Raw genomic sequence first — 23,518 nt, 5'->3', positions numbered from 1 at the left:
GAACAAAGCTGCGTTAGGATGGAGGGGAAGTTGATAATCGTCGGATGATGGCGAAGGAGAGTGAGGACGTGAGCCAAATTTACCGCCTTCTCGATCAGGTGGAAGGCCCGATCTTCCTGCATGTGAACCAGAGGTGGAACCGCGCGGCTTTGAATCGGTTGTTCGCTCTTCTTACCCTTATGGGAGGGGCTACCTTCAGCCTGCTGGTCTCTGCCGCGATCGGCTTCTTCGCTCCCGGGCATTGGAGTACGGCGGGCTGGCAAGCGCTTGCGGCCGTCGCGCTGAGCCACGTGCCCGTCTTCCTCGCGAAGCGGAGCGCTCCCCGCAAGCGGCCCTATCAGATTTATCCCCAAGCGACCACGGGCAGGAGCCCGCTGAAGGACCCCTCCTTCCCTTCCGGCCATACGACGGCGGGCTTCGCCATGCTCACGCCGTGGATGATCGCGGAACCGCTGCTCATCCCGCTGCTGCTGCCGATCGCGGTCGGTATCGGCCTGTCGCGCATCTACTTCGGCCTGCATTTTCCAAGCGATACGCTGGCAGGCGCGCTTCTGGGAAGCGCAACGGCAATGCTGGTCTCCCTCTGGATCGTCTAACGGCCGGAACGGAAGATCGAGAATAAGAGCCAGAGAAGCATCGCGCCCGCTGCCGCGAACCCGATCTCGATCGCCGGGATTCGGCCGATGGTGATGCTTTCGCTATTAATAGAAGAACCGATCATGATTCCGACCATCAGAATGCTGAACGCCAGCAGAACGATGCTGATGGACAGCCTGTTGCCGATCCGATCCAGCTTCCTCATGAACGCCTCCGTCTCCGGCACGGTAAGCTCCAGCTTGATCTTGCCCTGCTTGGCGAGCGTCAGCAGCTCCTTCAGCTTGCCCGGCGTATCCGTCAGCCAGTCAAGCAGCTCCGGCAGCCTCTCCCCCGCCTGCTTCAACACCCGAGCCGGATTGATCTTATGCTTCAGCAGCCGCCTTCCGAAAGGCTCGGCCACCTTCAGAATGCTGAAGGTCGGATCGAGCTCCGATGCGACTCCTTCCGTCGTCAGCAGCGTCTTGGCCAGCAGCGTTAATTCGGAAGGAAAACGAATATCGTGCTTGCGCGCGACGTCCATCATCCGGCGAATCGAATCCCCTATGCTGATCTTGCTCAGCGGGACTCCATAATAGATCTCTCTAAGCTCGTCCACGTCTTGGTACAGCGATTCCCTATTCACGTTCTCGGGAATAAGGCCCAGCCTGGATATCGAGCGCACGATCCCCTGGGTATTCTGGCCTCGAAGGGCGATGACCAGCGAAGAGAAGTAGAGCTTCGTCGTGGTGCTCAGCTTGCCGACCATCCCGAAGTCAAGAAGCGCGATTCGGCCGTCTTCCAGGACAATCGCGTTCCCCGGATGCGGATCCCCATGAAAAAAACCGTCGAACAGCACCTGATGCAGAATAATCGAGACGAAGCGGTCCGCGACATCCGTCGGGGAATGCCCGGCCAGCGTCAGTCCTTGCTTGTCGGAAAGCTTGATGCCGTCGATTCGCTCCATCGTCAGAATCTTGGCGCTGGACCGCTGCGAATACACTTCGGGAATATACAGATGAGGAATCGACGCCCCAAGGACGGCGAATTTCTCCGCGTTGCGTCTCTCTTGCCCGTAATCCAGCTCGGCCAGCAGCGATCTCCCGAGCTCTTCCGCCATCTCCCGGATCCGATAGCGCTTGGCCCACTCCATTCGTCTCTCCGCCATCCTCGCAAGCTCGTCGAGAATCTCGAGATCCGTCTCCACGATCGTCCGGATGTTCGGCCTTTGCACCTTCACGGCGACGGGTTCTCCGGTGCTCAGAACGGCCAGATAGACTTGTCCGATGGAAGCCGCCGCCACCGGGCGGTCGGCGAATTCGGAGAAGAGGGCATCCATTCGGTCTCCGAGCTCGGCCTCGATGATCGCGACCGCCTCTTCGAAAGGGAAGGGGGCAACGTTATCCTGCAGCGACTTTAGCTCGGCCGCGATGTCCTCCGGAAGCAGATCGGAACGCGAGCCCGCCATCTGGCCTAGCTTCACGAAGGTCGGTCCGAGCTCCTCCAGGAACATCCGGATGCGGATGCCGAGCGACTTCTTGTCGACTCCCTTCTTCTTCCCGCTCCATGCCGCCCGATAGGGAACCAGCTCGGCCAGCCCGAGATCCTTGATCAGGTAGCCGAAGCCGTAGCGAACGAACGCCGACGCGATCTCCCGATACCGGTGAAGATGACGAAATCTCCGCCCCACGTCCATTCTGCCGCCCCCCTAGCTTGCTTTTTTCAACGAAACAACCGGTCGTCAGCTCTTCTCCAGCCGATCCAGAAGCTGATCCAGCCGGCGTTCGATCCGCTCCAGATCCTCTTTGGTCGCCCACTTCCTGTCGCCCACCGCCTTCTGGACCTTCTCCTGAATGAGAGCCTCCACCTTACGTTGGGCTTCCTCTCCCTTCTTGAGCAGATCGTCGATGAAGGCGAACGAATCCGCGCGGCTCATCTCTCCCTTCTTGACCAGCTCGTCGACCAGCTTCTCGACCTGCTCCTTGCTCGCGACCGCGATTCCAAGTCCCAGCGATACGGCCCTGTTAATGAGATCTCTCATCTCGACAGCTCCTTCCTTCTTCCTGTGGCATCTCCGATTTCTTGGTTAGTGTGGATAATCCGATATCCGATCATTCGGGGAAAAGAGGGTTCAGCGGACAGCGGGCGGCTGCTTGCCTTGCTCCCCGCGGTTCTTCGGCTGCGGCTTGCTCGTGCCGAGCAGGTAATCCATGACGGGATGGGACACCCCATACCAGGCATGTTCATCCAGATAATGATGCAGCAGATGCTTTTTTCTCATCCATCTCCCCCACGGAGTGATGAGCTTAATGGGGCGGTGGGAGGAATAGTGCATCCATTGGTAGTAAAGCTGGAACAACGCCGATCCGGCGACGACCGCGCTTGCCAGCCGCCAATCGCGGAACACCGCCAGGTTGAACAGGGAATAGCCCAAGTACAGGATCAGATCATAACGAAGGGGGCTGAAAAGGTGCTCCATCTCCGTCGGATGGCGATGATGCTCCGCGTGCCCTCGGTGCATCGCCGGGGCAATGCGCGGGAGCTGATGCAGCAGGAAACGATGGACGAGGTACTCGAAGATCGCGTACACGGCCGCGCCTCCAAGCAAACAGATAACGCTGGGCATCCCCCTGTAACCGGCGATCGATATCGCCAGCATGCCGACTCCGACCCCCGTTATGAAAGCAATCATAGGATTCGTCCAGAATTCGCGATGGGCGAGCTTCATCTTGTCCGCTCCTCTCCGGCCGGCCGTGGCAACCTGGCCTATTCTAGTCTATGCGGTCAACTCGCAAAGCTTGATCTATTTAAGAGCGGAGTGTATTCGCGAGTCCAGATGTTGCCCTACGACACTATCTCCATGCCGCTCAGCGCCTTAACTCCTCGAGATGTTGCCGTACGACACGATATACGCGCGATTTAGCACCGCCCCCGCAAGCCTCGCAAGCAGATAGTCGAAAAAATCGACTATAGCGCACCGCAAGCGACCTAGAACGAGCCAGATAGTCGATAAAATCGACTATCGAGCTCCGAAAGCGATCTAGAACACACCCGGTAGTCGAAAAAATCGACTATCGTGCACCCCAAGCGACCTAAAACACGCCAGATAGTCGAGAAAATCGTCTATCGACCTAAAAAGCAGCACCTATGCCCTTAACGCACCAAAAAAAGACCTCACCCAAGCCCGTAAATGGGCTAGGATGAGGTCTCTCTTCTATAGATGATCTTCGCTATCGTAATCAGATCCGCTTATTGCTCGGATCCGCCTTCCGCATCCGACTCGTCCGGCTCGTCCGCATCGTCTCCGCCATCGGACGGACCGCGCCTTGCGGAGGGCTTCATCGACTCGGCGACCCGCTGCCGGTGCTTCTCGATCGCCTCGCTGCCGATGACGGCTTCCAGGCGATAGATCGGCATCCCTTGGCTGGAGAACTTCGTCTCGTATTCCGTCAGGACCAGGTCTTCCCGCAGTCCGTTGCGATGGAGATCAAGCGAGATGTTCTTCATCTGAAGCAACGAATCCGAGAAGCTGTTGAGCGAGAACTCGAATAGGCTCAGCGAGTCCGTCTTGAAGTGAATCTCTCCCCGCTCGTTGAGCACGTTCTTGTACATGCTCAGGAAACGGTGATACGTCAAGCGCCGCTTCGCGTGCTTGGACTTCGGCCACGGATCGCTAAAGTTCAGATAGATCCGCTCCAGCTCCCCCGGCTCGAACATCTCCTCCAGATGCTCCACGTTGCCTCGAACGAGGAACAGATTCGGCACCTCGTCCGAGTTCTTTTCTTCCTTCCATAAAGTACGGGCCTTCCGGCTGCCGATTCGGAGCAGCTCGTCGAACATGTCCATGCCGAGATAGTTGATCTCCGGATTGTTCGCGCTCATCCGGCTGATGAACTGCCCCTTGCCCATTCCGAGCTCGATATGTATCGGATGGTCGTTGCCGAAGAGCTCATGCCACTTGCCCTTGTACCGCTTCGGCTCCAGCACGACCAGATCCGTCTGGGTCTCCAAGCTAACTCTGTTTTTCTTGCCGCGCAAACGCATCGATTACCCTCCTGTCGCCCCTCCACGGGACGAATATCCGTTCTGAACAACCGACACCTATTGTGCCGAATCTCGCCGGAAAAGTAAAGGGATTCGCGTTCGCCTTCCAGACAACGAAGACCGCCGTACGCTCCAAGCGGAGAGCAGGCGGTCTCAAAGGGCTCTATTCCATTCCGTCAACGGCCGCTTAGTTCAGCGGACGGGATTCTTCAATATGATACTGAGCGTCCAGGGCCTCTTGCAGCTTCTTCTTCGCGGAAACTTCGACATTGTTGTTGTGGAACTTGATGCCTGCGAGCGCCATCACTTCCTTGATGGTCAGCTCTACCTTCATCGTATCGTCTCCTTGCGGGATCTTAACGATAGAAGTCATGATCCTCACCTCTCGCTTTCTCCTGATAAAATGATTGTGGGAACGGGTTCCCTTCTTCGCGGAGCAGCTGGAAATTAAATTGCTGAATTTATCGAGCGATGTCAGCTTTGTTTGTTGATTTGGCGCACTTTTAAAATAACACATCATGTTAGCTTTTTCAAGTTGAAAGCGCTATTTTCCACTGGTTCCCAGGTAAAAACCTCTTTATCGATTCCCCTCCGGGCACCAAGGAGCTTTTATCGGGCTGCCGCCCTCTTCTCGCCAATCCACCTTTTTTTCGGTACAATGGGGGTACGGTAGGAACAAGCAAGGAGCGGTTATGAACAATGCCAATCGCGGAAAAACCCCGGGGAGGGGAGCTTCTGACGTGGAGCGATAACAAAAGGTTTCATACGTGGAACCACGAGATGCGAGAACAGTTCGGCGCGAAGGTCTTCAAGGTTACGCTGGATGCCGGCTTTACTTGTCCGAATCGGGACGGATCGATCGCGGCCGGCGGCTGCACGTTCTGCAGCGCGAGGGGGTCCGGCGATTTCGCCGGGAGCCGGCGGGACGACCTTGCCGTTCAGTTCAACAAGATCCGCGACCGGCAGCACCTGAAGTGGCCGAACGCCAAGTACATCGGGTACTTCCAGGCTTACACGAATACATACGCCCCTCTGGCGACGCTCAAGGAGTATTACGAGACGATTCTCGCTTTGCCCGGCGTCGTCGGCCTGTCCATCGCGACCCGTCCGGACTGCCTTCCCGACGATGTCGTCGATTATCTGGCCGAGCTGAACGAGCGCACCTATCTGTGGGTCGAGATGGGGCTGCAGACCGTCCACGAATCGACCTCGGCGCTGATCAACCGCGCCCACGACACCGCCTGTTACCTGGACGCGGTTAGGCGGCTGAGAGCTCGCGGCATTCGCGTCTGCGCCCATATCATCTACGGACTGCCGGGCGAGGATCGGGAGATGATGCTGGAGACCGGACGGCAAACGGCTCGCATGGACATTCAGGGCATCAAGATTCACCTCCTCCATCTGATGCGCAAGACGCCGATGGTCCGCCAGTGGAAGAAAGGGCTGCTGCGCTTCCTCGAGAGGGACGAGTACATCGGCCTCGTCGTCGACACGCTGGAGATGCTGCCGCCGGAGATCATCGTTCATCGGCTGACGGGCGATGCTCCGCGCGACCTGCTGATCGGCCCCATGTGGAGCCTTGATAAGTGGCCCGTCCTGAACGGAATCGACGCCGAGCTCATACGCCGCAACAGCTGGCAAGGCAAGCTTTGGGAGGGACGCTAAGATGGGCTTCCTCTCCGTACTGACCATGGCCCAGCGTTGGGCGGCCGAGCAAGCCCCGCCCGGCTCGGTCGTCATCGACGCGACGGCCGGAGGCGGCGTGGACACGCTGTTTCTCGCCCGAACGGTCGGCTCCGCCGGTCATGTCTATGCCTTCGATGTCCAGAAGGAAGCGCTGGACGCGACCCGACAGCGGTTGCTCGACGCTTCGGCGGCAGACAAGTCGACGGAGACCGAGCAAACGGAAGGCGGCGTCCGCGATCCTCGCGGGAAGCCTTATCGCCGCGCCGGCCTCGCTCCTGTCCAACTGCTGCATGCCGGCCACGAGCGAATGGGCGAGCTGGTCGCCACCGAGCATAAGGGCAAGGTTAGGGCGGTCATGTTCAATCTCGGCTACTTCCCGGCCGCAAGCGAGGAAGGCCGCAAGCTGATTACGTTGACCGAGACGACGCTTGCCGCGCTTACGGCTGCTCTCGATCTCCTCTCCCCAGGAGGAATTATTACGATCGTACTCTATCCCGGCCACGAAGGAGGCGGCGAGGAAGCGGCGGCCGTGGCCGATTGGAGCGCGGCCCTTCCGGCCTCTGCCGCGCAATCGGTCGTTTATCGGTTCCAGCAGAAGCCGAATGCCCCGTACCTCGTTGCCATCCAGAAGAGATAACGATAAGAAGGAGTTGGAGATGCCATGGCTGTACGCAAAATCGAGCATGTCGGCATTCATTCGAGCAACCTGGAAGCGTCCATCGAGTTCTATACGCAAGTAATCGGGCTCGAGTACCTCGAGACGCTCGATCATACGAACGGCGTGATCAAGCTGGCTTTCCTGTCGTTCCCCGGTTCCCGAGACACCGAGATCGAGCTGATCCAAGGCTACGACGGCGACGTGCATCCGGAGGGCCTGGTGCATCATGTCGCTTTCGCCGTGGACGATATCGAGGAGGAATACGCTCGCCTATCCAAGCTGGGCGTCGACGCGATCGATCCCGAGATCACCCGTCTGCCGAACGGAAGCCGCTACTTCTTCTTCCACGGCCCCGACGGAGAATCCATTGAATTTTTCCAATCAACAAGAGGAGGACATGTACAATGACAATCAAACCTTATCCGCTGCACTTCAAGCCGGAGTTCAAAGAAAGAGTATGGGGCGGACGCGCCCTCGAGCAATTCGGGTTCGACGTTCCGGAAGGCCACATCGGCGAAGGCTGGATGATCGCCGACCACGCGAACGGCGTCTCCCACGTCCTGAACGGCGAGCTCGCCGGCCAAGGCCTCGACCAGATCCGCGAGAAGCTCGGCGACGACTGGTTCGGGTCCGCCGGAAGCAAGTCCGGCAACGGACGTTTCCCGCTTCTGATCAAGCTGCTGGATTGCAACGACGACCTGTCCGTCCAGGTTCACCCGAACGACAGCTACGCCGGATTGCCGAAGGGCGAGCTTGGCAAGACCGAGATGTGGTACGTGCTCGATGCGAAGCCGGGAGCCAAGATCATCTACGGCCTTCAACCCGGCGTCACCCGCGAATCGTTCGCGGCGGCGATCGAGGAGAATCGCATCATGGATACGCTCCAAGAAGTATCCGTTCAAGCGGGAGACACGTTCTATATCCCGGCCGGAACGGTCCATGCCCTCTGCGCGGGCGTGCTCGTCGCGGAGATCCAACAGAACTCCGACACGACTTACCGCCTGTACGACTACGACCGTCCGGGTCTGGACGGCAAGCCTCGCGAGCTTCACATCGAGGATTCCTTGAACGTGACCGCCTACGAAGGCGCCGGGGCGACCCGCATGAAGACGGACGGAGCCAAGCCGAACGAATGGCTGACGCTTGCGGAATCCCCTTACTTCATCACCGATAAAGGGGTCGTGAACGGCTCTTGGAAGCAAGAGACTTCCCCGGAGAGCTTCGACATCGTGATCGTGGCCGAAGGCACCGGCTCTATCGGCTGGGGATCGGATCGGATCGGCGCGAAGGCGGGTGACTGCTTCCTGCTTCCGGCTCCGCTCGGAGCTTATACGCTGGAAGGCAGCCTGACGGTACTCCGCAGCCGCGTTCCTAGCTCGAAGTAATCTTGCTCTGCATGGAATTGTCCCATCACTAGGATGCGCCTAGGCGCGAAAGGGAGTCGTACGATGCTGCGTCAAAATTTGATCTTAACCGGACTCGGCCTTGCCATGTGGGCGGTCGCCCTTCTGTTCTTCCTGCTCTTCGGAGACTGGCTGCTGGTGAGCACGGAGGACGACCACTTCGGCTCCTCCTTGTTCCTCCTCGAAGTGCTGACCGTGCTCGTGCTGATCGGAATCTCGCTTGTCGTTCGCCTGCGGATGTTCCGCGTGTCCGGCTCGGCGACTCGCCTCGGCTTCATCAGCACGTTCATCGGCCTGCTGCTCAACACGATCATCGTATGGAACCGGGACAGCGTGTTCACGAAGTTCGACGAAGGACAACACCACGCCTATACGGTCTGGATGACGCTCGCCTACGCCTTCTTCCTTATCGTGCCGGCGATCACGGATCGCCTGATCCGCACCAAGGACGAGCCGGTTCCATCTAACGAGATCGCGCCCACTTCCGAGGATCCGGTGCTGGATACCGAAACGGTTGAGTAAACAAATGGGTACAAGCATACAAAAACGACACCTCCCGAGCATCGGGAAGGTGTCGTTTTTGGCTTTGCACAGGGATGACTTCTATCGATTCTTTAAGAGAAGTGCGGATAGCTGCTCAAGTAGCTCAGCGAGCCGCCATACGAATATTTGATCAGATAAGTGCCTTGGGTAAACGACGTGTTGAAGTTAATGCTGTAGTTGACCGTCGTCGGATTGCTGAAGATGTTGGAACGGCTGCTCTCGACCAGCGTCTGCACGCCGTTCTCGACGCGATAGACGTCCGCGAAGATGACTCCGGCGCCCATCGAACCGCTGAAGTACGCCGTTCCGGCAATCGTCAGATGGCCCTGTCCCGTAATCGTATCCGTGGAGGACAGCGGAGTCGGATCGGCGCTTGCGGCCGAAGCGAACATGAGCAGCATCACGACGGACAGCATGAATGCGACCAGCTTCTTCGATTTCATTAATATCCCTCCTTTCGCACATGGAATGGAGAAGGGTATTCGAATTAATGAATGTTGGAGTGCCGCAAGGTAGGGCTTGTACCCTTCTGCCGTCAGTATAGCACTTTATCGCAATAGAGGTAACCATTTTTTGGTTATTTTTTCCATCAAAGAACGTTTACAATGACCTCCCCTCGCTCCACCCTTCGCCCACCTTTTGCCAATAGCCGAAACACTTTCTGCCTTATACAATGAATAGGTTACTTGAAAAGCTAAGGTGGGAGCCTCATCGACCATGGACCAGGCGCAGTCAACGCATAACGGGAAGAAAAAAATCGGTAGATGGCTCCTCGGAGCTGCGCTCCTGATCATCCTCTCCCTTTTCCTCCACGACAGATCGGAGTATTTAGACAAGAATTCCAAGATGAACGATGAGATTCAGGAGCTTCAGGCTTTGAACGGCGAGAGCTTCCTACGGCTCCTTGAGAGATCGCCATCCTTTCTCCCATTGGCTGAGCAGATAGACGATCTGAGGAATGTGCCGAACGGCCAGAGCCCGACCCGAGTCGTCAAGCTTATCGAGCAAGTCAAGGCTTCTTCCTTCGAGATGGAAGAAGAGCTCTCCGTTCTTATAAGCCGTACAGGGAGCGGCGAAAGCGATCCTGACAAGCGGATGGAAGAACGCAATGCCGCCCTATCCCTAGCCTATGGCGGGAATCCGTTAAGCGTGGTTACCAGTCTTAGCTTTCAATATTGGAAAAGCGACCCGAAAGAGCTGAGCGAGCTGGCGCTGTATCATCTCGGACTTATGGCCAAGGAAATTCGTCTGATGGACAAGGATCTCGATAAACTTCGCCATTATGTTAACGAAGCCTTGCAGGAACCGCGATTGAAGGAGGACTCGTATCGTATGAGCGGTTATGCCATTATGAACGAGAACGAGTTCTTGAAAACGATTCTCGTGCATTTGAAGAAAATAGCCGTCATAAGCGACAACTATCAGACCGCATTATACTCTTAACGAAAAAGGTGTCTCCAACGTCCGATTAGACGGCTGGAGGCACCTTTCGCTCATAGACGATCACTTGTTTATGGCCCCATGGCTTGACGGCCGCTTCCTTGAACCCTTTGCTTCTCCAGAAGCGATAGGCCGGTTCGTTATGTACGGTTCTCCGGGATCGGTCTCTCGAAGATGATCTCGCATTTGCCCGGTTTGCCCTGTTCATTGTAGTTCGTCGGAAGAACCTGAACAAGCCTCCAGCCTTGCTTCGCGTACTTGACGATGATCTCTTGATGCGCATCCGGCGAGAAGAAGGCGCCGAACTTCGACTCCACGAAGAAATATTCGTACATCGCGTTTCCCCCTCGAACATCCGATTTCTTATATCGATCAAGCGGATTTCACCCAATACCAATGCGACGAATACTTCTTGGATTCGATAAATTCCTTCCCCAATGAATCCGGGAACGAGCCGTCCTTCGTGTAGACGAATCCGGAGTAATTATCCAAGATTCCGCGGAAGGTATAGAACAAGATCTCAAGCTTCTCCCCTTGCCCCCGAACCGTCACCTCCCCGCCGCCTTTGGACAAATGCCGATATTCGCTTGGCAGCAGCACGGTTGATTGAAGTCCGTTACCTATCCATTCGTTCGCTTCCAGGTATTCGACCGCTGCATTGCGCTCCTTATTGTTGGAGCGGTAATCGTAATCGATCATATAGGCGGGAAGCGGAAGGACGTTCGCCATTAAGAGAACGGCGACCCCGATCAGCGCAGGAATCGCGTTCCGCATCCGCCTGCCCTTGGTCCAAGAGAATAGCGCGTACAGCAAGGAAAGAGTAAGTATTCCATAGAACAGGACATAAATAAACATCTGAAAAGCCGCGGCGACGAATGCCGTCACCTGATCCGCCAGCGTCCAGCGATAGAGTTGGAAAGCCGCCATCATGACGCTGCTCACGAGACTCAGTACCAGCATAAGCCGGTAGGAGGCGCTCGCCTTCTCTTCCCGCACCCAGCGATTCGCCTCTTCGTCTCCCAGCTCCGGATTCCACAGCTTGAATGTTCTCGATCCCATTCCGCAATCTCCTAAAGATCTCGATTGAATTGCTTGAATCGCTTGCCTTGGTAGGTAAGATCTCCGGTATCCCCGATCGTGATCAAGCCGAATTGCTGCGGCCGAACATACAGCTCGATCCGGGTTCTGTCCTCGAATTCGAATGTGATGTAATAGTTCGTATTGGCGCTGGAATCGCCGGAGCCCCCCCATACCTCGGTGCGCTTATCGATGACCTTGCATGTTCTCCGGGCAAGCTCGGCCGCGTTGTTCGAGATCCACATCGTTAGCCCGCGAATGATGATGTACAGAAATCCGCCGAAGACCAATGCAAAAACCAGACCCCCGAAAATCTTGAAAAAGACAGGAATATCATCTAACAAATCAAAGAAGCCATTGGATTGGCCGAAATTCGAATTCATTGCACCTTCTCCTTGAGTTGGGGTTGTTAGCGTTCTGCTTGCCTCTATTGAAATAACGTTTAGAAAATCCTCGGAATCATGGTTTTTTGTCCTCTTCCTCTTCTTCTCGGATAAAGAATTGTCCACCCGGCTGATTCCAGTTCTCCTGCATCTTCCGATAGTTTCTCTTGATATGCTCGGAGTTCTCCCCGATCTCCGCCCATAGAAGATAGAGGATCCCCAATCGCCCCTCCCTGAGGCTAAACCCCAAACAAGATGTCCATCACCGTGCCCAACCGTCCCGACTTGTATCCGTTCAGGATATCCGGATTGTACACCTCGACGAATCCGCAATTCGTGCACGAGACGAACAGAAAATGATTGTGCTCGATATCGAACAGCTTGCTGAGGCCCGTGCCCGTCATCGCGACTTCCTTGGTCTCGCATTCCTCGCCTTGGCACTTGGAGCAGCGGAATCTGGCGATAATCATATCCTCCGCGCTCATGGAGGCTTCTTCGGACGTCTCGTCGAAGTCCTCTTCGCCTACCTCGGCCAATCGCCGCTTGCATTCCGGGCATCTGCCGTTCGTAATCTCGATCTCGCTCGAACAATAAGGACATTCGATCATATGCATGCTTCCCTTCTTTTCCTAATGGCATTAAGGCGGAGATGGGTAATCCAGGACGATTTGCGACGGATTCCCTAAGCTTCCCGGCTGCTTGCCCAGAACTTCGCCGGAGACAGGTTCGATATACACGCGGTACGGTTGGTAGGATAGATTCGAATCCTCCTGAAGCATCAGCTTAAAGCCAACGGCGACAATCTCCTTCGGAAGCGAATCCGCTTGCAGATGTCCGGCGTGAACGATGGCTCCAATCTCGGCTTTGCTCAGATCGCTTACCTCCGCTTGCTTCCAAACGTCAGCCGGAGCCTTATTGTAGATCAACGTCACGCCAGAAGGCTCAAGCCTATGCCCGATATCCACCTTGGCCCCGACGACATCGTCTCTAATTCCCTGTTCGAGAGAACTCCAGGCCAGCTCCTTGATCCGCTCTTCGCTTAGACGATCCGGCTTATCTGATAGGCATCCGCTTAGCAAGAAGCAAACGACGAGCACAACCACCGAGATTCTTTTCATTTGCTATTTCTCCTGTCCTTGTTAATTCCAGCGATCGTCTCTCTTGCGGAACAAGTAGATCACGTAGGCGATAACCGACAACGAGACCATGACGTTAATAGGCGTTCGGTTGAAATTCTCCCAAACCCCAAGCGCGTTATTCACTCGATTCACGCAGTACAGAACGGCAAATACGACAAACGATAACAAGAAATCCTGGCCACGTTCATCTGAGTTGAGTAACAGCGCAAGCAGGGCAAATAGGCAACCCAGCGCAAAAATGAAATAAGTGATCATCCGAATGCCGCCCCCTCGTTATGCCCGGTTCCAAGTGTAAGTAAGCGTCGTTTTCCCCGTCCCTTGGAGCGCCTTATGCTCGAAGGTGAAGACGTTCCCCTCTCTCTTCACTAGAACGAGATTATCCGTCTTGTATTCGTTAAAGCTCCCTTCCCAGCTGTCCAGCCAAGCCTGTTCCTCTTTGGAGAGTAGCTCCTTATAGAGGGACACCGCCGTTCCTTTCTTCAGATCGACCAACAGCAGCATCCCATTCGTATACGGACGTATCAACGCGACTCCCGCCTCGACCGATGCGTATTCCACGGTAAAATTGGTGTCCTTGCCTAGAAGCGAAGCGGCATTGGCCCGGCTCGCCACCTTGGCGCTATCGTCCAACAGCAGGAGCTCGGTTCCGTTCACCAGGACAAGATAGCCGTCTTCGGACTTATCGATGCTCTTCGCCGAACCGATGCCATAGTAGGACGCTTTGGACTGACGCCCCAGCTTGCCGTTCTCGATAACGAGCTTGTAGATATCCGTCCCCATCGACGGTTCGCCGTAAGTGTGAGTAACCGTCAGCAGCACGTTGCCCGTGTCGCCCATCGGGACGGCTGTCAAGTTGTAGTACATCTCGGCACGCGCGATCGACCATCCGATCGTATGAGGCAAGTCATATCCTCTCGCCTCATAGACGATTCCGTTGTCCCTGCGCACCCAGTACCAGTTCTTCCCGTCGCTGGCCCTGACGCTGAGAGGAGAATAATTGACGAGAACTTCTCCCTTGGCGCCAAGCTTCATCTCTCCGCCGGCCCAGGCGACCATGGACTTCAACGGGTAGAACCATGCGCCGTTCTTCTTCACCGGGGCGGCCGCCATCGTTCGGTTGCCGGCATTCGTCTTCGCGACCTTGGAGCCGGGTTTCCACGTCAGCCTATGATTCGGACCCGACACGGTCAGAATGCCGCCGTCACCGATGGTCCAGAGGTAATCGGGATAGATCAGCCTCAAAGTGTCCAGATTCATGTAGGCAATCCCGTTCTTGATAAAGACGGTGTCTCCCATCGTACGAGGATCGTATGATGACCATCCTGACGGATACAGGCTTTGTTCCGAGCTTGCGGGAACCGTCGCCGCAGCGGCCGAAGCCTTGAGTTCGCCCCCGAAAGGAGCGGCCTGAGGATAACCCGCGGCCATTATCATTCCTGCAAGCAGACCTGCGGCCAGCTTCTTATAGCCTATCTTCACGAACATTCCTCCAGAACTAGTAGAAATATACAAAAACCGCTCCCCCTATTTAACGAGGCGAACGAACCAATAGTTGCGCTGCTCGGGGAATGCGGCGAACCTCAAATTTTGTTAAACTGACCCTATCGACGAAAAAAAAGCCTTCCGCAAAGGAAGCCCCGAGGAGAGAACGAGATGTCCGACCTGCCTTCAACCGAGCAGCATAGGCGAGAGGCGCCCGCTTCCGCCGCCTGCCTCATCCTTACCGTATCGGATACCCGCACGATGGAGACCGATAAGAGCGGCCAGCTCGCCGAGACTCTTCTGCTGGAGAACGGGTACCGCGTCGTCGCCCGGAGAATCGTTCCGGACGAGTACGAGAACATTCGTAAGCTGCTGCAGGATGCCGCGGCCGATCCTGCCGTCGAGGCGGTGCTGTTAAACGGCGGCACCGGCATAGCGGGTCGGGATACGACCTACGAAGCCGTTCGCGATGTCCTTCAGAAGGAGATGCCCGGCTTCGGGGAGATTTTCCGGATGCTGAGCTTCACCGAGGATATCGGCTCTGCTGCGATTCTGTCCCGGGCCATCGCCGGAACGATCGGCACGACGGCCGTGTTCTCCATGCCGGGCTCGACGGGCGCCGTCAAGCTTGCGATGACGCGGCTGATCCTCCCGGAGCTTCGCCATGTGATGCGAGAGTTGTACAAGGACTCGCCGCGCCGAGAGAGCTAATCGTTGGCGAAGCGGAGCAGATGACGAAGAAGGCCCTCTTCATCCCCGATGGAGAAGAGGGCTGTTCGGCGTGGGAGAGGGAGGAACGCGGCCAGCTTCTCCGCCTCCGGCCACCAGGCGATCGCATCGACATGGCTCAGCTTCAGCAGTTCCTCCGCTTCGTTCGGATGGCGAATCAGCAGCAGCTTCGGATAGTCCTCGTTCTTGAAGCCTTCGACGAGGACAAGATCGCAATGCTTCTCCGCCTCCCGAATAAGCTCGCGCAGAGGAGACGGGCGCTCCATCATGATCGCGGTTCGATCCCCGGAGGTGATCGCCGTGAAGACGGAGCCGGAATTCCGATGCTTCCACGTGTCGGTATCCGGAACGTCCGCTTCGAACCCATGCGCATCATGCTTGACGGTGCCGACGCGCAGCCCCTGCTCCGTAAGAAGGGGGAGCAGCTTGCAGATCAGGGTCGTTTTGCCGCTGTTCTTGTAACCGACAACCTGGTACGCCTTAGCCGCCACATCCATCATCCTCTCCAGCTCGCGATACGATTCGGAGGTAATCCTCCGCCGTGTTGATATTGGCGACGAACCTCGGGTCGATTCCCGCTTCCTTGAATTCCGCTTCTTCCACGACCAGCGGCCGGATCGCCTCCAGCAGGTCCATCATTCTTCGAATCCCGCGCGATAGGCAGTCCTGCGTATAGAAGGAGCATTCCGTCCGATAGATCGCTTGCAGGGGATGCAAGCGTCCATCGATGAACGGCGCGACCGCGCCTGCGCCGCTCTCTTCCAGCCTGGAGGCCATCCACATCGCCGCATGCGGGCTGACATAGGGCATGTCGCACGCCGACACCCATACGAAGGGCTCAGACGCACTCGCAAGCGCGGAATGAAGTCCCGAGAGAGGGCCGCTTCCCGGAACGGCGTCCAGTCCGATCGGAAGCTTAAGGGAAGCAAATCCCCTCGCTTGCTCCTCCGCCGCGACCACGATAGAGACGCGCTCGCAGCAGGAAGCCATCCGGTTCGAGATCGCGGCGATCAAGGTCGAGCCATGGAAGGGCAGAAGGCTTTTGTTCCTTCCTTCCATCCGTCTTCCCAGCCCTCCCGCCAGAATAGCTCCCTCCATCCGAATCCCTCCGTTGTTCACGACCAAGGCTCGATGCGGACGGCGCTGACCTTGAAGTCGGGCATGCGGCATACCGGATCGAGCAGCGGATTCGTCAGAAGGTTCACGTTCTGAACGCCTCCCCAATGCATCGGAATAAACAAAGTATCCTCGCGAATGCCGTTCGTCACTTTGCTGCGGAGAACCGCCGTTCCTCTGCGGGAGTGAATCCGGACAAGCGCTCCATCCTCGACACGGTACCTGCGGGCGGTGGACGGGTGGATCTCGACGACGTTCTCGATGGCCCGAGCGGAGAGCGCCGGGCTTCTTCTCGTCTGGACCCCCGTCAAGTAATGAGGCAGCAGACGGCCGTTCGTCATCAGCAGCGGATAGTCCCCGTCCGCCTCTTCGCCCGGGGACAAGCTCCCGACGGCTATCAGCTGAGCCTTGCCGTCCGAATGCGCGAACCGTTCCTCGAACAGCCTTTTCATCCCGGGATGATCGAGGTCAGGGCACGGCCAATAGATGCCTTCTTCCTTCCTCAGGCGTTCGTACGTGATTCCGTAATAATCGGCGACGCCTCCCCGGCTCGCGATCCGAAGCTCTTCGAAAATCTCTTCCGCATGGAAATAGGAGAACTTCTCCTTCCGGCCCCATCGTTCCGCCAGATCGCAAAGCCATTGCCAATCGTGCCTCGCTTCTCCAGGGACAGGCCTCGCCGCTTCCCGGAGCAGCACTCTCCCTTCCAGATTCGTAAGCGTGCCCTCGTTCTCCAGGTAGGAAGTAACCGGAAGCACGATATCGGCGAGCTCGGCCGTCTCCGACAGGAACATGTCGGCCACCGCGAGGAATTCCAAGCTCTTGAGCCCTTCCTCGACCGCACCCGCATTCGGATTGGAGACGATTGGGTTCGAGCCCATGACCAGCATTCCGCGAATGTCGCGGCTGATTGTCAGCTCCATCATCTCGTAAGCCGACACCCCCTTGCCGGGAAGCTCGGCGGGATCGACTCCCCAGACGCCGGCCACGTATTCCCGATCCGCCGGATTCTCGATCAGCCGGTAGCCCGGAAGCTGATCCGCCTTCTGTCCGTGCTCCCTTCCTCCCTGGCCGTTCCCCTGTCCGGTAACGGCTCCGTAGCCGCAGCCCGGACGGCCGATCTTGCCCGTTGCCAGCACCAGATTCAGGTAAGCGCGAACCGCCATATGGCCGTCCCGATGCTGCTCGACTCCGCGAGCCGTGAAGATCATTCCCGTCGCCGCGCGACCGTAAGCGATCGCCGCCTTGCGAATGCTGACCTCGTCGATCCCTGTCAGCTCCGAGATGTCCTCCAGCCGGACTCGCTCCAGATGCGCCTCTACGTCCTCGAATCCGTTCGTCCTCTCTCTAAGGAAGAGGCGATCCTCCAGCCGTTCCTCCAGCAGAACCTTAAGCAGCCCGTTCGCCAGCGCCGCGTCGGTGCCCGGACGAACCTTCAGATGAAGGTCGGCGATGGCGGTCGTCCCGGTCTCCCGAGGGTCGACGACGATAATATACGTTCCGTTCTCTTTGGCTTTATTAAAATAAGGCATGAGAGTCGGCTGGCATTCCGCGATGTTCGTCCCTACCAGGAGGAGGCAATCCGTCTCGGGAATCTCCGAGAGCCGATTCGTCAAGCCCCGGTCGATGCCGAAAGCCTTGACTCCCGCGGAAGCCGCCGCGGACATGCAGAAGCGGCCGTTGTAATCGATATATCTCGTGCCAAGCGCCACTCGGGCGAACTTGCCGAGCAGATACGCCGATTCGTTCGTCAAGGAGCCCCCGCCGTAGACGCCGACCGCATCGCGGCCATGCTCGCGCTGAATCGTCCCCAGACGTTCGGCGATCGTATCGACCGCCTCCTCCCAACTGATACGGACAAACTCTCCGTCCTTCTTCGCCAAAGGATACAGGATCCTCTCCCTCGACAAGGCGTGCTGATGGGCGTTCATTCCCTTCACGCACAGCCGGCCTTCGGATGCGGCATTCTTCTTGCCTTCCGCTCGATAGCTTAAACGTCCGGAAGGCAGCGTCTCCGGAATCACGTTCATCTTGCACTGCACGCTGCAGAACGGACATTGCGTGCTCATCGCGGCCAGAACCGGCAGCGCCTTGCGTTCCACCTTAGCCTCCTGCATGATCTTCCCCCCATCCCGCTCCGATGGCGATACGCGTCTCCTTCGCGATCGCCGCTTTCTCCAGCAGCAGCTCGATCCTCGCTTCCGGATCGAGCAATCTCTCTCTAACTTCGATCAGTCCGATTCTCTCCAGCCATCTCCACATCGTTTCTCCGTAATCAGCGCTGTCCCTGTACCAGACGGAGCAGGCCAGGATGATGTCCATGGCGCCGGCGAGCGTCGGCTCCACCGCAAGCAATTGCGCTTGCCGGACCGGATGGGTCTCGCTCCCGCCCGCATAGATCTCCCAACCGGCAGGGGCTTTGGAGATGCCCAATTCCCGGACGAGCAGTCCGCCTCTCCCCTTGGAATCGACATCCACGGCAATCGTAAAAGGCGTCGGCATGCGCAATTCGTTCATCGAATGCTCCAGCGTCAGCCCGATACTGGATGCTTGTTCGAAATCTCCTCCAAGCCCGTAGGAGATCCTCACCGCATGCCGCTCCCCGGCCTCCTCTTCCAACCGGCTCTCCTTGTTTCCTAAGTAATAGAGAACGGCCGGCCTGCAACCCGAGCAGCCGTTCGGAGTGCGCCAGCCAAGCGACTCTATCGCTTGAGAGAATCGCTCGAAGCTCCCTTCCGCCAGAAGCGACTTCAGCCGCGCATGGCTAAGATCGGTGCAGCCGCACACCGCCGGTTCCGCTTCGGCAGGCGCCTTGACCGCTCCGCTCATCGCCAGCTTTAAGACGGCCGCGACCATCGGCTTGCAGCCGCCGCAAGAACCGGACGCCTTCGTGCGCTGCTTGACCTCCTCTACCGTCTTGAGGCCTCCCTCTTGTACGGCCCGAACGATCGCAGCCTTGCTCACGCTATTGCAATTGCAGACAATCTCCGGATCCGGCATGGAGGCGGCGGCTTCCTCGCCGCGGTCTCCTCCCTCGCTCGAGAAGAGACGGCCTAGCGCGGACGCATCCGTCCCGCGCTTCAGATGCTGCAGCAGCTTGCTGCCGTCCGCGATGTCGCCGTACAGGATGGCTCCGGAGATTTTCCCGCCGCTCGTCATGATCTTCTTGTACGTTCCCCGGATTCCGTCGAAGCTCTGATAGGCGACCTCGCCGTCGGTCTCGGCAATCTGCCCGACGGAATAGACGTCGACGCCGGATACCTTCAATTGGGCGTATGGGATCGAGCCCCGATAGGGCTCCGTCTCGACGTCGCAAAGCTTCCTGGCGAGCACTTTGCCTTGCTCGTATAGCGGCGCGACCAGTCCGTATACGACGCCTCTATGCTCCGCGCATTCGCCGACGGCATACACGTCCGGCACGCTCGTCTGCAGGTAATCGTCGACGACGAAAGCCCGGCTCACCTGGATGCCGCTTGACTTGCCCAGCTCGACGTTCGGCCGGACGCCAACCGCCATGACGATCAGGTCCGCCCGCTGCTTCGTCCCGTCCGAGAATTGGATGCCCTCCGCTCGCTTGCGGCCCAGGACTCTCTCGGTTTTTTTGCCCATCAGGAACCGCATGCCTTGACTCTCCAGCTCCCGGCGCAGCATCTCGGCAGACGTCCGGTCGAGCTGGCGATTCATCAAGTGCGAAGCGTTGTGAACGACATGGACCTCCATCCCCAGATTCAGCAGCCCCCTCGCCGCTTCCAAGCCGAGCAGCCCGCCGCCGATGACGGCTGCCTGCCGGTACTGCCCCGCCGCCTCCACCATGCTTCTGCAATCGTCCATGCTCCGGAAGGCGATCACCCCCGGCTTGCCGATGCCGGGCAGCTGAGGAATGAACGCCGAAGAGCCCGTGGCTAGAATTAAACGGTCATAGGGCAGCGACGCGCCGGCACTCGTCTCGACGTTCTTGCCTGCGGTATCGACCCGCACGACCTTCTGACCGGTCAACAACCGGATTCCCCGGTCGGAATACCATTGCCGCGGATTCAGAATGATATCCTCCATCGAGGCGTCTCCTTGAAGCACCTTCGACAGCATGATCCGGTTGTAATTCGGATGCGGCTCGCTGCCGACGATGGTGATCTCGTACCGATCGGGATCCAGCTCGCAGATCTCCTCCACGCAACGAACGCCCGCCATTCCGTTGCCGACGACAACCAGCTTCCTTCTGTTCATGAAGCGAATTCCCCCTAACCAAGCTTATGCCAACCGAATCCAGCGGACGCTCTGTCCCGCAGCCGCTCCTTGCCCGCCGGCCGGAACGACGGCCAAGGCGTTCGCTTCGGAGAATGCGGCAATGTTGCCGGACCGGTCGTTGGGCAGCGGCGTCAGCCTCCAACCGTCGGCGGCGCAGCGAACGCGGGAGCGAATGTACCTCGGATACGGGCACGGCTTGCCGACTCCATCCTCGAGCACTCCCGTCTCCCATTCGTTCCGGTACTTGGCGCAGCCAAGCGCCGCTCGCGCATACGGCTTTACCAACAATTCCAATCCCGCGAAGCAGGCCGAAGGATTGCCCGACAAGGCAATCAACGTCTTCGTCCCCCTGGCGTATGCCGATGTCGGCGTTCCCGGCCGCATCAGCACCTTGGTGAACAATGGCTCGGCACCCACCGTCTCCGCGGCCTTCTTCGCGTAATCGTATAAACCGACGCTTACGCCTCCGGTCGTCACGACGAGGTCCGCGCGGTCCCATGCCTGTTCGATGCGGGAAGCGATCGTCTCGGCCGAATCCGCGCAAGGAGGCAAGCGATAGACGGTCGCGCCCATCTCCTTAAGACTCGCCTCCACCATAAAGCCGTTGGAATCGTAGATTCGCCCTGGAGGAAGAGGCTCTCCCGGCAGCGCTAGCTCATCGCCGATGGGAAGCACGACGACGGCAGGCCTGGCAAGAACGCCGACCCGCTCGAACCCGAAGGAAGCCAGCAAGGCCAGCTCCTTCGCCCCTATCCTCGTCCCTTGCTTCAATAGAAGGCTGCATTCCGGGATATCCTCGCCCGCTTCGGCGATATGCTGGCGGGCCTCGGCCGGACGGTCGATCTGAACGACGCCGATTCCGTCGTTCCCGGCGACTTGCGTCACTCTCTCCTGGATGATGATCGAATCGTAGGGCATCGGAACGGGAGCGCCCGTAAACACGCGGATGGCTGAACGTGCGCTTAGAGGCTCCAGACTGTCGTTCGCAAGCTGGCCCGCCTTCCGCTCCGACTCGACGAACAGAAGAATCGGGTTCTCCGCGGATGCGCTCCGCGTATCGATCGCCCTTACCGCGTACCCATCCATGGCCGCTCTGCGGAACGGCGGCATGGAGAAGGGGCTGACGCACGCTTCCGCCAGCACCCGACCCAGCGCCTGAGCCAGTTCCACTTCTTCCCTTCCCGGCGGGATCGGCCGCAACCCCAGCAGCTTCTCCGCTTCCTCTACGGATACGACGCCTTCCCTTGTTCTCTCTCCCGCTCCGATCACTCGATCTCCCCCTTATTCGAATTCCAAAAAACGCATAAAAGCCCGTCCCTTGCAGCAAGGGTACGGGCTTCATCGCCAAGGTCGGGCACGTCATTGTGCCGCTCGCTATTCCATTGAGATCAGAGTAAGGGCAATTTACGGCAAAGTCAATACTTATGTAATAATTCATGACACAAAATATATCAATTTCGGAGTTTATCCCTTCAACAGCCATTTACTCGATAAATTTTATGTTATGTATATTGACATTAAAATGACGATTTTCTATAATTCAGCTTGGGTTCACAATGATGTGACCGAAAGATGACCGGCGAGCACAGAGGCGTGCCGTCGTTAGGCAATGGGGCCGCGACTTCTCCTACGGGGAGGAGTGCGGCCTCTTCGTGTTCCGATCGCCATCGCGCGTTCGGTGAGACCCGGCCTTCATGGCTCTGGGATAAGATGAAAGGGGAGATTGGATCGATGGAAAAACAAAGCTTCTGGAAAAGCGGGCATAAGCCCACCCTGTTCAGCGCCTTCCTCTACTTCGATATGAGCTTCATGATCTGGGTTCTTATCGGCCCGTTAAGCGTCATTATTATGAAGGACTATCCGATGGACCCGGTGCAGAAGGCCAATCTCGTCGCCCTGCCCGTTCTCGGCGGCTCCATTCTCCGGCTGGTTCTCGGCTTCCTGACCGACTATATCGGAGCGAAGCGAACGGGGCAGCTCGGCATGCTGCTGACGACGATTCCTCTTATCTGGGGCTGGCAATTCGTCAGCTCGCTGGATCAGCTGTATATCGTCGCCCTGCTGCTCGGCATTGCCGGCGCATCGTTCGCCGCCGCCCTGCCCCTCGCCAGCCAGTGGTACCCGAAGCAGCACCAAGGGCTTGCCATGGGAATCGCGGGAGCCGGCAACAGCGGAACCGTCTTCTCCACCTTGTTCGCCAACCGGATCGCCCAGCATTTCGGGAGCTGGGAAGTGGTGTTCGGCCTTGCGCTCATCCCCATTCTGACCGTGTTCGTTCTCTTCACGATCTTCGCCAAGAACAGCCCGAACCGACCTGCCCCCAAGAAGCTGTCCCATTACGGCAAAGTATTGAGCCAGAGAGATGCGTGGCTGTTCTGCATCCTGTATAGCGTAACGTTCGGCGGGTTCGTCGGCTTATCCAACTACCTCACGATCTTCTTCAACACCCAGTATGACCTCTCCGCCGTCAGAGCCGCCGACTTCACGACTGTCTGCGTGATCGCCGGCAGCTTCTTCCGACCGGTCGGCGGGGTTCTGTCCGACAAGCTCGGCGGGGTGCGAATGCTATCGCTTCTGTATGGAGGGGCTATGATCATGCTTGCCTGCGTCTCTTCTATCCCTCCGCTCTCTCTCGTCATCGTCCTGCTCTTTATCGGCATGATGTGCCTCGGAGCCGGCAACGGAGCGGTGTTCCAGCTCGTGCCCCAACGGTTCGGCAACGAAATCGGTATCGTGACGGGGATCGTCGGAGCCGCCGGCGGCCTCGGTGGCTACGCGCTGCCGCTGATCCTGGGCAGCTTGTACAAGTCGACGAACTCCTACACCCCCGGCTTCCTCATCCTTAGCGGAATCGTCCTGCTCTCCTTGCTCATGCTTACGGCCGTACAGAGAAGCTGGAAGAAGTCTTGGAGCGGGAACGGCGGAATGGCAAGAATCGAAACGATCGGCCAAGCAAACTGATTTCAAATCAAAAAAAGGGACCAAAAGGAGTAACTCCTT

28 protein-coding genes are annotated in these 23,518 nt (G+C 57.8%); 9 read left to right on the top strand and 19 right to left on the bottom strand.

Annotated features, from left to right (window positions below; genetic code table 11):
* Nucleotides 1-68 precede the first annotated feature (68 nt).
* Complete coding sequence (locus ELR57_RS18995; RefSeq protein ID WP_238162601.1) at nucleotides 69-596, top strand: phosphatase PAP2 family protein; 528 nt, start codon at nucleotides 69-71, stop codon at nucleotides 594-596.
* Here ELR57_RS18995 and ELR57_RS18990 read toward each other — a convergent pair.
* The 5 genes from ELR57_RS18990 to ELR57_RS18970 form a co-directional block, all read right to left on the bottom strand.
* Nucleotides 593-2,269 carry an ABC1 kinase family protein gene (locus ELR57_RS18990; RefSeq protein ID WP_126960667.1) on the bottom strand — a complete coding sequence of 559 codons (1,677 nt, stop codon included), beginning with the start codon at nucleotides 2,267-2,269 and terminating at the stop codon, nucleotides 593-595. The genes ELR57_RS18995 and ELR57_RS18990 overlap by 4 nt on opposite strands.
* 45 nt (nucleotides 2,270-2,314) lie before the next feature.
* Complete coding sequence (locus ELR57_RS18985) at nucleotides 2,315-2,614, bottom strand: phasin family protein (protein ID WP_126960666.1); 300 nt, start codon at nucleotides 2,612-2,614, stop codon at nucleotides 2,315-2,317.
* 90 nt (nucleotides 2,615-2,704) lie between these two features.
* Nucleotides 2,705-3,301 carry a sterol desaturase family protein gene (locus ELR57_RS18980; protein ID WP_126960665.1) on the bottom strand — a complete coding sequence of 199 codons (597 nt, stop codon included), beginning with the start codon at nucleotides 3,299-3,301 and terminating at the stop codon, nucleotides 2,705-2,707.
* 521 nt (nucleotides 3,302-3,822) lie between these two features.
* Entirely contained in the window at nucleotides 3,823-4,617 is a 795-nt protein-coding gene (trmB, locus tag ELR57_RS18975; RefSeq protein WP_126960664.1) for a tRNA (guanosine(46)-N7)-methyltransferase TrmB, read from the bottom strand.
* Nucleotides 4,618-4,804: 187 nt separating this feature from the next.
* Complete coding sequence (locus ELR57_RS18970) at nucleotides 4,805-4,990, bottom strand: hypothetical protein (protein ID WP_126960663.1); 186 nt, start codon at nucleotides 4,988-4,990, stop codon at nucleotides 4,805-4,807.
* Nucleotides 4,991-5,316: 326 nt separating this feature from the next.
* On the opposite strand from ELR57_RS18970, the gene mnmL reads away from it, so the two are divergent.
* The 5 genes from mnmL to ELR57_RS18945 all read left to right on the top strand — a co-directional run bounded on the left by mnmL (nucleotide 5,317) and on the right by ELR57_RS18945 (nucleotide 8,886).
* On the top strand, nucleotides 5,317-6,282 hold the full coding sequence (gene mnmL / locus ELR57_RS18965; protein WP_126960662.1) for a tRNA modification radical SAM protein MnmL/YtqA: 966 nt from the start codon (nucleotides 5,317-5,319) through the stop codon (nucleotides 6,280-6,282).
* Between the two features lies 1 nt (nucleotide 6,283).
* A complete protein-coding gene (locus ELR57_RS18960; RefSeq protein WP_126960661.1) occupies nucleotides 6,284-6,940 on the top strand; it encodes a tRNA (mnm(5)s(2)U34)-methyltransferase in 657 nt (218 codons plus the stop codon).
* A gap of 24 nt (nucleotides 6,941-6,964) precedes the next feature.
* The gene (locus tag ELR57_RS18955; RefSeq protein WP_126960660.1) at nucleotides 6,965-7,369 is read left to right on the top strand and encodes a VOC family protein; all 405 of its coding nucleotides are present in this window, start codon (nucleotides 6,965-6,967) and stop codon (nucleotides 7,367-7,369) included.
* Complete coding sequence (locus ELR57_RS18950) at nucleotides 7,366-8,346, top strand: type I phosphomannose isomerase catalytic subunit (RefSeq protein WP_126960659.1); 981 nt, start codon at nucleotides 7,366-7,368, stop codon at nucleotides 8,344-8,346. Before ELR57_RS18955 ends, ELR57_RS18950 begins: the two co-directional genes overlap by 4 nt.
* 63 nt (nucleotides 8,347-8,409) lie before the next feature.
* Nucleotides 8,410-8,886 (top strand): hypothetical protein, encoded by a 477-nt coding sequence (locus tag ELR57_RS18945; protein WP_126960658.1) that lies wholly within the window; start codon nucleotides 8,410-8,412, stop codon nucleotides 8,884-8,886.
* A 92-nt stretch (nucleotides 8,887-8,978) separates the two neighbouring features.
* Here the strand turns inward: ELR57_RS18945 and ELR57_RS18940 are convergent, their stop codons facing one another.
* Entirely contained in the window at nucleotides 8,979-9,350 is a 372-nt protein-coding gene (locus ELR57_RS18940; protein ID WP_126960657.1) for a hypothetical protein, read from the bottom strand.
* Between the two features lie 403 nt (nucleotides 9,351-9,753).
* Between ELR57_RS18940 and ELR57_RS18935 the strand changes: the two genes are divergently transcribed.
* Complete coding sequence (locus tag ELR57_RS18935; RefSeq protein WP_126960656.1) at nucleotides 9,754-10,350, top strand: hypothetical protein; 597 nt, start codon at nucleotides 9,754-9,756, stop codon at nucleotides 10,348-10,350.
* Between the two features lie 137 nt (nucleotides 10,351-10,487).
* Here ELR57_RS18935 and ELR57_RS18930 read toward each other — a convergent pair whose 3' ends face one another.
* From ELR57_RS18930 to ELR57_RS18900, 8 genes are all read right to left on the bottom strand, one after another.
* A complete protein-coding gene (locus ELR57_RS18930) occupies nucleotides 10,488-10,682 on the bottom strand; it encodes a DUF4177 domain-containing protein (protein ID WP_126960655.1) in 195 nt (64 codons plus the stop codon).
* Nucleotides 10,683-10,719: 37 nt separating this feature from the next.
* Nucleotides 10,720-11,406 carry a hypothetical protein gene (locus ELR57_RS18925; protein ID WP_126960654.1) on the bottom strand — a complete coding sequence of 229 codons (687 nt, stop codon included), beginning with the start codon at nucleotides 11,404-11,406 and terminating at the stop codon, nucleotides 10,720-10,722.
* An 11-nt stretch (nucleotides 11,407-11,417) separates the two neighbouring features.
* Nucleotides 11,418-11,807, bottom strand: coding sequence for a DUF2500 domain-containing protein (locus ELR57_RS18920; protein ID WP_126960653.1), 390 nt, complete (start codon nucleotides 11,805-11,807; stop codon nucleotides 11,418-11,420).
* Nucleotides 11,808-11,883: 76 nt separating this feature from the next.
* Nucleotides 11,884-12,030: a hypothetical protein gene (locus ELR57_RS27900; RefSeq protein WP_158630074.1), complete on the bottom strand. Its 147-nt coding sequence runs from the start codon at nucleotides 12,028-12,030 to the stop codon at nucleotides 11,884-11,886.
* A 16-nt stretch (nucleotides 12,031-12,046) separates the two neighbouring features.
* Complete coding sequence (locus tag ELR57_RS18915) at nucleotides 12,047-12,292, bottom strand: zinc ribbon domain-containing protein (protein ID WP_126960814.1); 246 nt, start codon at nucleotides 12,290-12,292, stop codon at nucleotides 12,047-12,049.
* Nucleotides 12,293-12,445: 153 nt separating this feature from the next.
* Nucleotides 12,446-12,925 carry a hypothetical protein gene (locus tag ELR57_RS18910; RefSeq protein WP_126960652.1) on the bottom strand — a complete coding sequence of 160 codons (480 nt, stop codon included), beginning with the start codon at nucleotides 12,923-12,925 and terminating at the stop codon, nucleotides 12,446-12,448.
* 21 nt (nucleotides 12,926-12,946) lie between these two features.
* Nucleotides 12,947-13,201, bottom strand: a complete 255-nt coding sequence (locus ELR57_RS18905) for a hypothetical protein (RefSeq protein WP_126960651.1) — start codon at nucleotides 13,199-13,201, stop codon at nucleotides 12,947-12,949.
* Between the two features lie 18 nt (nucleotides 13,202-13,219).
* A complete protein-coding gene (locus ELR57_RS18900; RefSeq protein ID WP_126960650.1) occupies nucleotides 13,220-14,425 on the bottom strand; it encodes a hypothetical protein in 1,206 nt (401 codons plus the stop codon).
* 174 nt (nucleotides 14,426-14,599) lie between these two features.
* On the opposite strand from ELR57_RS18900, the gene ELR57_RS18895 reads away from it, so the two are divergent.
* On the top strand, nucleotides 14,600-15,139 hold the full coding sequence (locus tag ELR57_RS18895; RefSeq protein ID WP_126960649.1) for a MogA/MoaB family molybdenum cofactor biosynthesis protein: 540 nt from the start codon (nucleotides 14,600-14,602) through the stop codon (nucleotides 15,137-15,139).
* On the opposite strand, the gene mobB is transcribed toward ELR57_RS18895, so the two are convergent.
* From mobB to ELR57_RS18870, 5 genes are read right to left on the bottom strand one after another with little or no spacing between them, the layout of a single operon-like run.
* Nucleotides 15,136-15,648 (bottom strand): molybdopterin-guanine dinucleotide biosynthesis protein B, encoded by a 513-nt coding sequence (gene mobB / locus ELR57_RS18890; RefSeq protein ID WP_158630073.1) that lies wholly within the window; start codon nucleotides 15,646-15,648, stop codon nucleotides 15,136-15,138. The genes ELR57_RS18895 and mobB overlap by 4 nt on opposite strands.
* Complete coding sequence (gene mobA / locus ELR57_RS18885; protein WP_158630072.1) at nucleotides 15,638-16,255, bottom strand: molybdenum cofactor guanylyltransferase; 618 nt, start codon at nucleotides 16,253-16,255, stop codon at nucleotides 15,638-15,640. The genes mobB and mobA overlap by 11 nt, the downstream gene beginning before the upstream one ends.
* Before the next feature lie 17 nt (nucleotides 16,256-16,272).
* Nucleotides 16,273-18,390 carry an assimilatory nitrate reductase catalytic subunit NasC gene (gene nasC, locus ELR57_RS18880; protein WP_238162600.1) on the bottom strand — a complete coding sequence of 706 codons (2,118 nt, stop codon included), beginning with the start codon at nucleotides 18,388-18,390 and terminating at the stop codon, nucleotides 16,273-16,275.
* Nucleotides 18,377-20,497 carry a nitrite reductase large subunit NirB gene (gene nirB, locus ELR57_RS18875; RefSeq protein ID WP_126960646.1) on the bottom strand — a complete coding sequence of 707 codons (2,121 nt, stop codon included), beginning with the start codon at nucleotides 20,495-20,497 and terminating at the stop codon, nucleotides 18,377-18,379. The genes nasC and nirB overlap by 14 nt, the downstream gene beginning before the upstream one ends.
* A 24-nt stretch (nucleotides 20,498-20,521) precedes the next feature.
* Nucleotides 20,522-21,787 carry a molybdopterin molybdotransferase MoeA gene (locus tag ELR57_RS18870; RefSeq protein ID WP_126960645.1) on the bottom strand — a complete coding sequence of 422 codons (1,266 nt, stop codon included), beginning with the start codon at nucleotides 21,785-21,787 and terminating at the stop codon, nucleotides 20,522-20,524.
* 462 nt (nucleotides 21,788-22,249) lie between these two features.
* On the opposite strand from ELR57_RS18870, the gene ELR57_RS18865 reads away from it, so the two are divergent.
* Entirely contained in the window at nucleotides 22,250-23,479 is a 1,230-nt protein-coding gene (locus ELR57_RS18865; protein ID WP_126960644.1) for a nitrate/nitrite transporter, read from the top strand.
* The last annotated feature ends 39 nt before the right edge of the window (nucleotides 23,480-23,518 follow it).

The sequence above is a fragment of the Cohnella sp. AR92 genome (genome assembly GCF_003990975.1).
GTDB lineage: Bacteria > Bacillota > Bacilli > Paenibacillales > Paenibacillaceae > Cohnella.
This window is presented reverse-complemented; position numbering and strand designations above follow the sequence as displayed.

Coding starts and splice junctions, on each gene's coding strand:
- ELR57_RS18935 (WP_126960656.1), top strand. CDS start 9,754: ATGAACGATGAGATTCAGGAGCTTCAGGCTTTGAACGGCGAGAGCTTC.
- ELR57_RS18865 (WP_126960644.1), top strand. CDS start 22,250: ATGGAAAAACAAAGCTTCTGGAAAAGCGGGCATAAGCCCACCCTGTTC.
- ELR57_RS18955 (WP_126960660.1), top strand. CDS start 6,965: ATGGCTGTACGCAAAATCGAGCATGTCGGCATTCATTCGAGCAACCTG.
- ELR57_RS18950 (WP_126960659.1), top strand. CDS start 7,366: ATGACAATCAAACCTTATCCGCTGCACTTCAAGCCGGAGTTCAAAGAA.
- ELR57_RS18895 (WP_126960649.1), top strand. CDS start 14,600: ATGTCCGACCTGCCTTCAACCGAGCAGCATAGGCGAGAGGCGCCCGCT.
- ELR57_RS18930 (WP_126960655.1), bottom strand. CDS start 10,682: ATGTACGAATATTTCTTCGTGGAGTCGAAGTTCGGCGCCTTCTTCTCG.
- ELR57_RS18915 (WP_126960814.1), bottom strand. CDS start 12,292: ATGAGCGCGGAGGATATGATTATCGCCAGATTCCGCTGCTCCAAGTGC.
- ELR57_RS18980 (WP_126960665.1), bottom strand. CDS start 3,301: ATGAAGCTCGCCCATCGCGAATTCTGGACGAATCCTATGATTGCTTTC.
- ELR57_RS18940 (WP_126960657.1), bottom strand. CDS start 9,350: ATGAAATCGAAGAAGCTGGTCGCATTCATGCTGTCCGTCGTGATGCTG.
- ELR57_RS18905 (WP_126960651.1), bottom strand. CDS start 13,201: ATGATCACTTATTTCATTTTTGCGCTGGGTTGCCTATTTGCCCTGCTT.
- ELR57_RS18920 (WP_126960653.1), bottom strand. CDS start 11,807: ATGAATTCGAATTTCGGCCAATCCAATGGCTTCTTTGATTTGTTAGAT.
- nirB (WP_126960646.1), bottom strand. CDS start 20,497: ATGAACAGAAGGAAGCTGGTTGTCGTCGGCAACGGAATGGCGGGCGTT.
- mobA (WP_158630072.1), bottom strand. CDS start 16,255: ATGGAGGGAGCTATTCTGGCGGGAGGGCTGGGAAGACGGATGGAAGGA.
- ELR57_RS18970 (WP_126960663.1), bottom strand. CDS start 4,990: ATGACTTCTATCGTTAAGATCCCGCAAGGAGACGATACGATGAAGGTA.
- ELR57_RS18985 (WP_126960666.1), bottom strand. CDS start 2,614: ATGAGAGATCTCATTAACAGGGCCGTATCGCTGGGACTTGGAATCGCG.
- mnmL (WP_126960662.1), top strand. CDS start 5,317: ATGCCAATCGCGGAAAAACCCCGGGGAGGGGAGCTTCTGACGTGGAGC.
- ELR57_RS18945 (WP_126960658.1), top strand. CDS start 8,410: ATGCTGCGTCAAAATTTGATCTTAACCGGACTCGGCCTTGCCATGTGG.
- ELR57_RS18960 (WP_126960661.1), top strand. CDS start 6,284: ATGGGCTTCCTCTCCGTACTGACCATGGCCCAGCGTTGGGCGGCCGAG.
- ELR57_RS18990 (WP_126960667.1), bottom strand. CDS start 2,269: ATGGACGTGGGGCGGAGATTTCGTCATCTTCACCGGTATCGGGAGATC.
- nasC (WP_238162600.1), bottom strand. CDS start 18,390: ATGCAGGAGGCTAAGGTGGAACGCAAGGCGCTGCCGGTTCTGGCCGCG.
- ELR57_RS18925 (WP_126960654.1), bottom strand. CDS start 11,406: ATGGGATCGAGAACATTCAAGCTGTGGAATCCGGAGCTGGGAGACGAA.
- ELR57_RS18910 (WP_126960652.1), bottom strand. CDS start 12,925: ATGAAAAGAATCTCGGTGGTTGTGCTCGTCGTTTGCTTCTTGCTAAGC.
- trmB (WP_126960664.1), bottom strand. CDS start 4,617: ATGCGTTTGCGCGGCAAGAAAAACAGAGTTAGCTTGGAGACCCAGACG.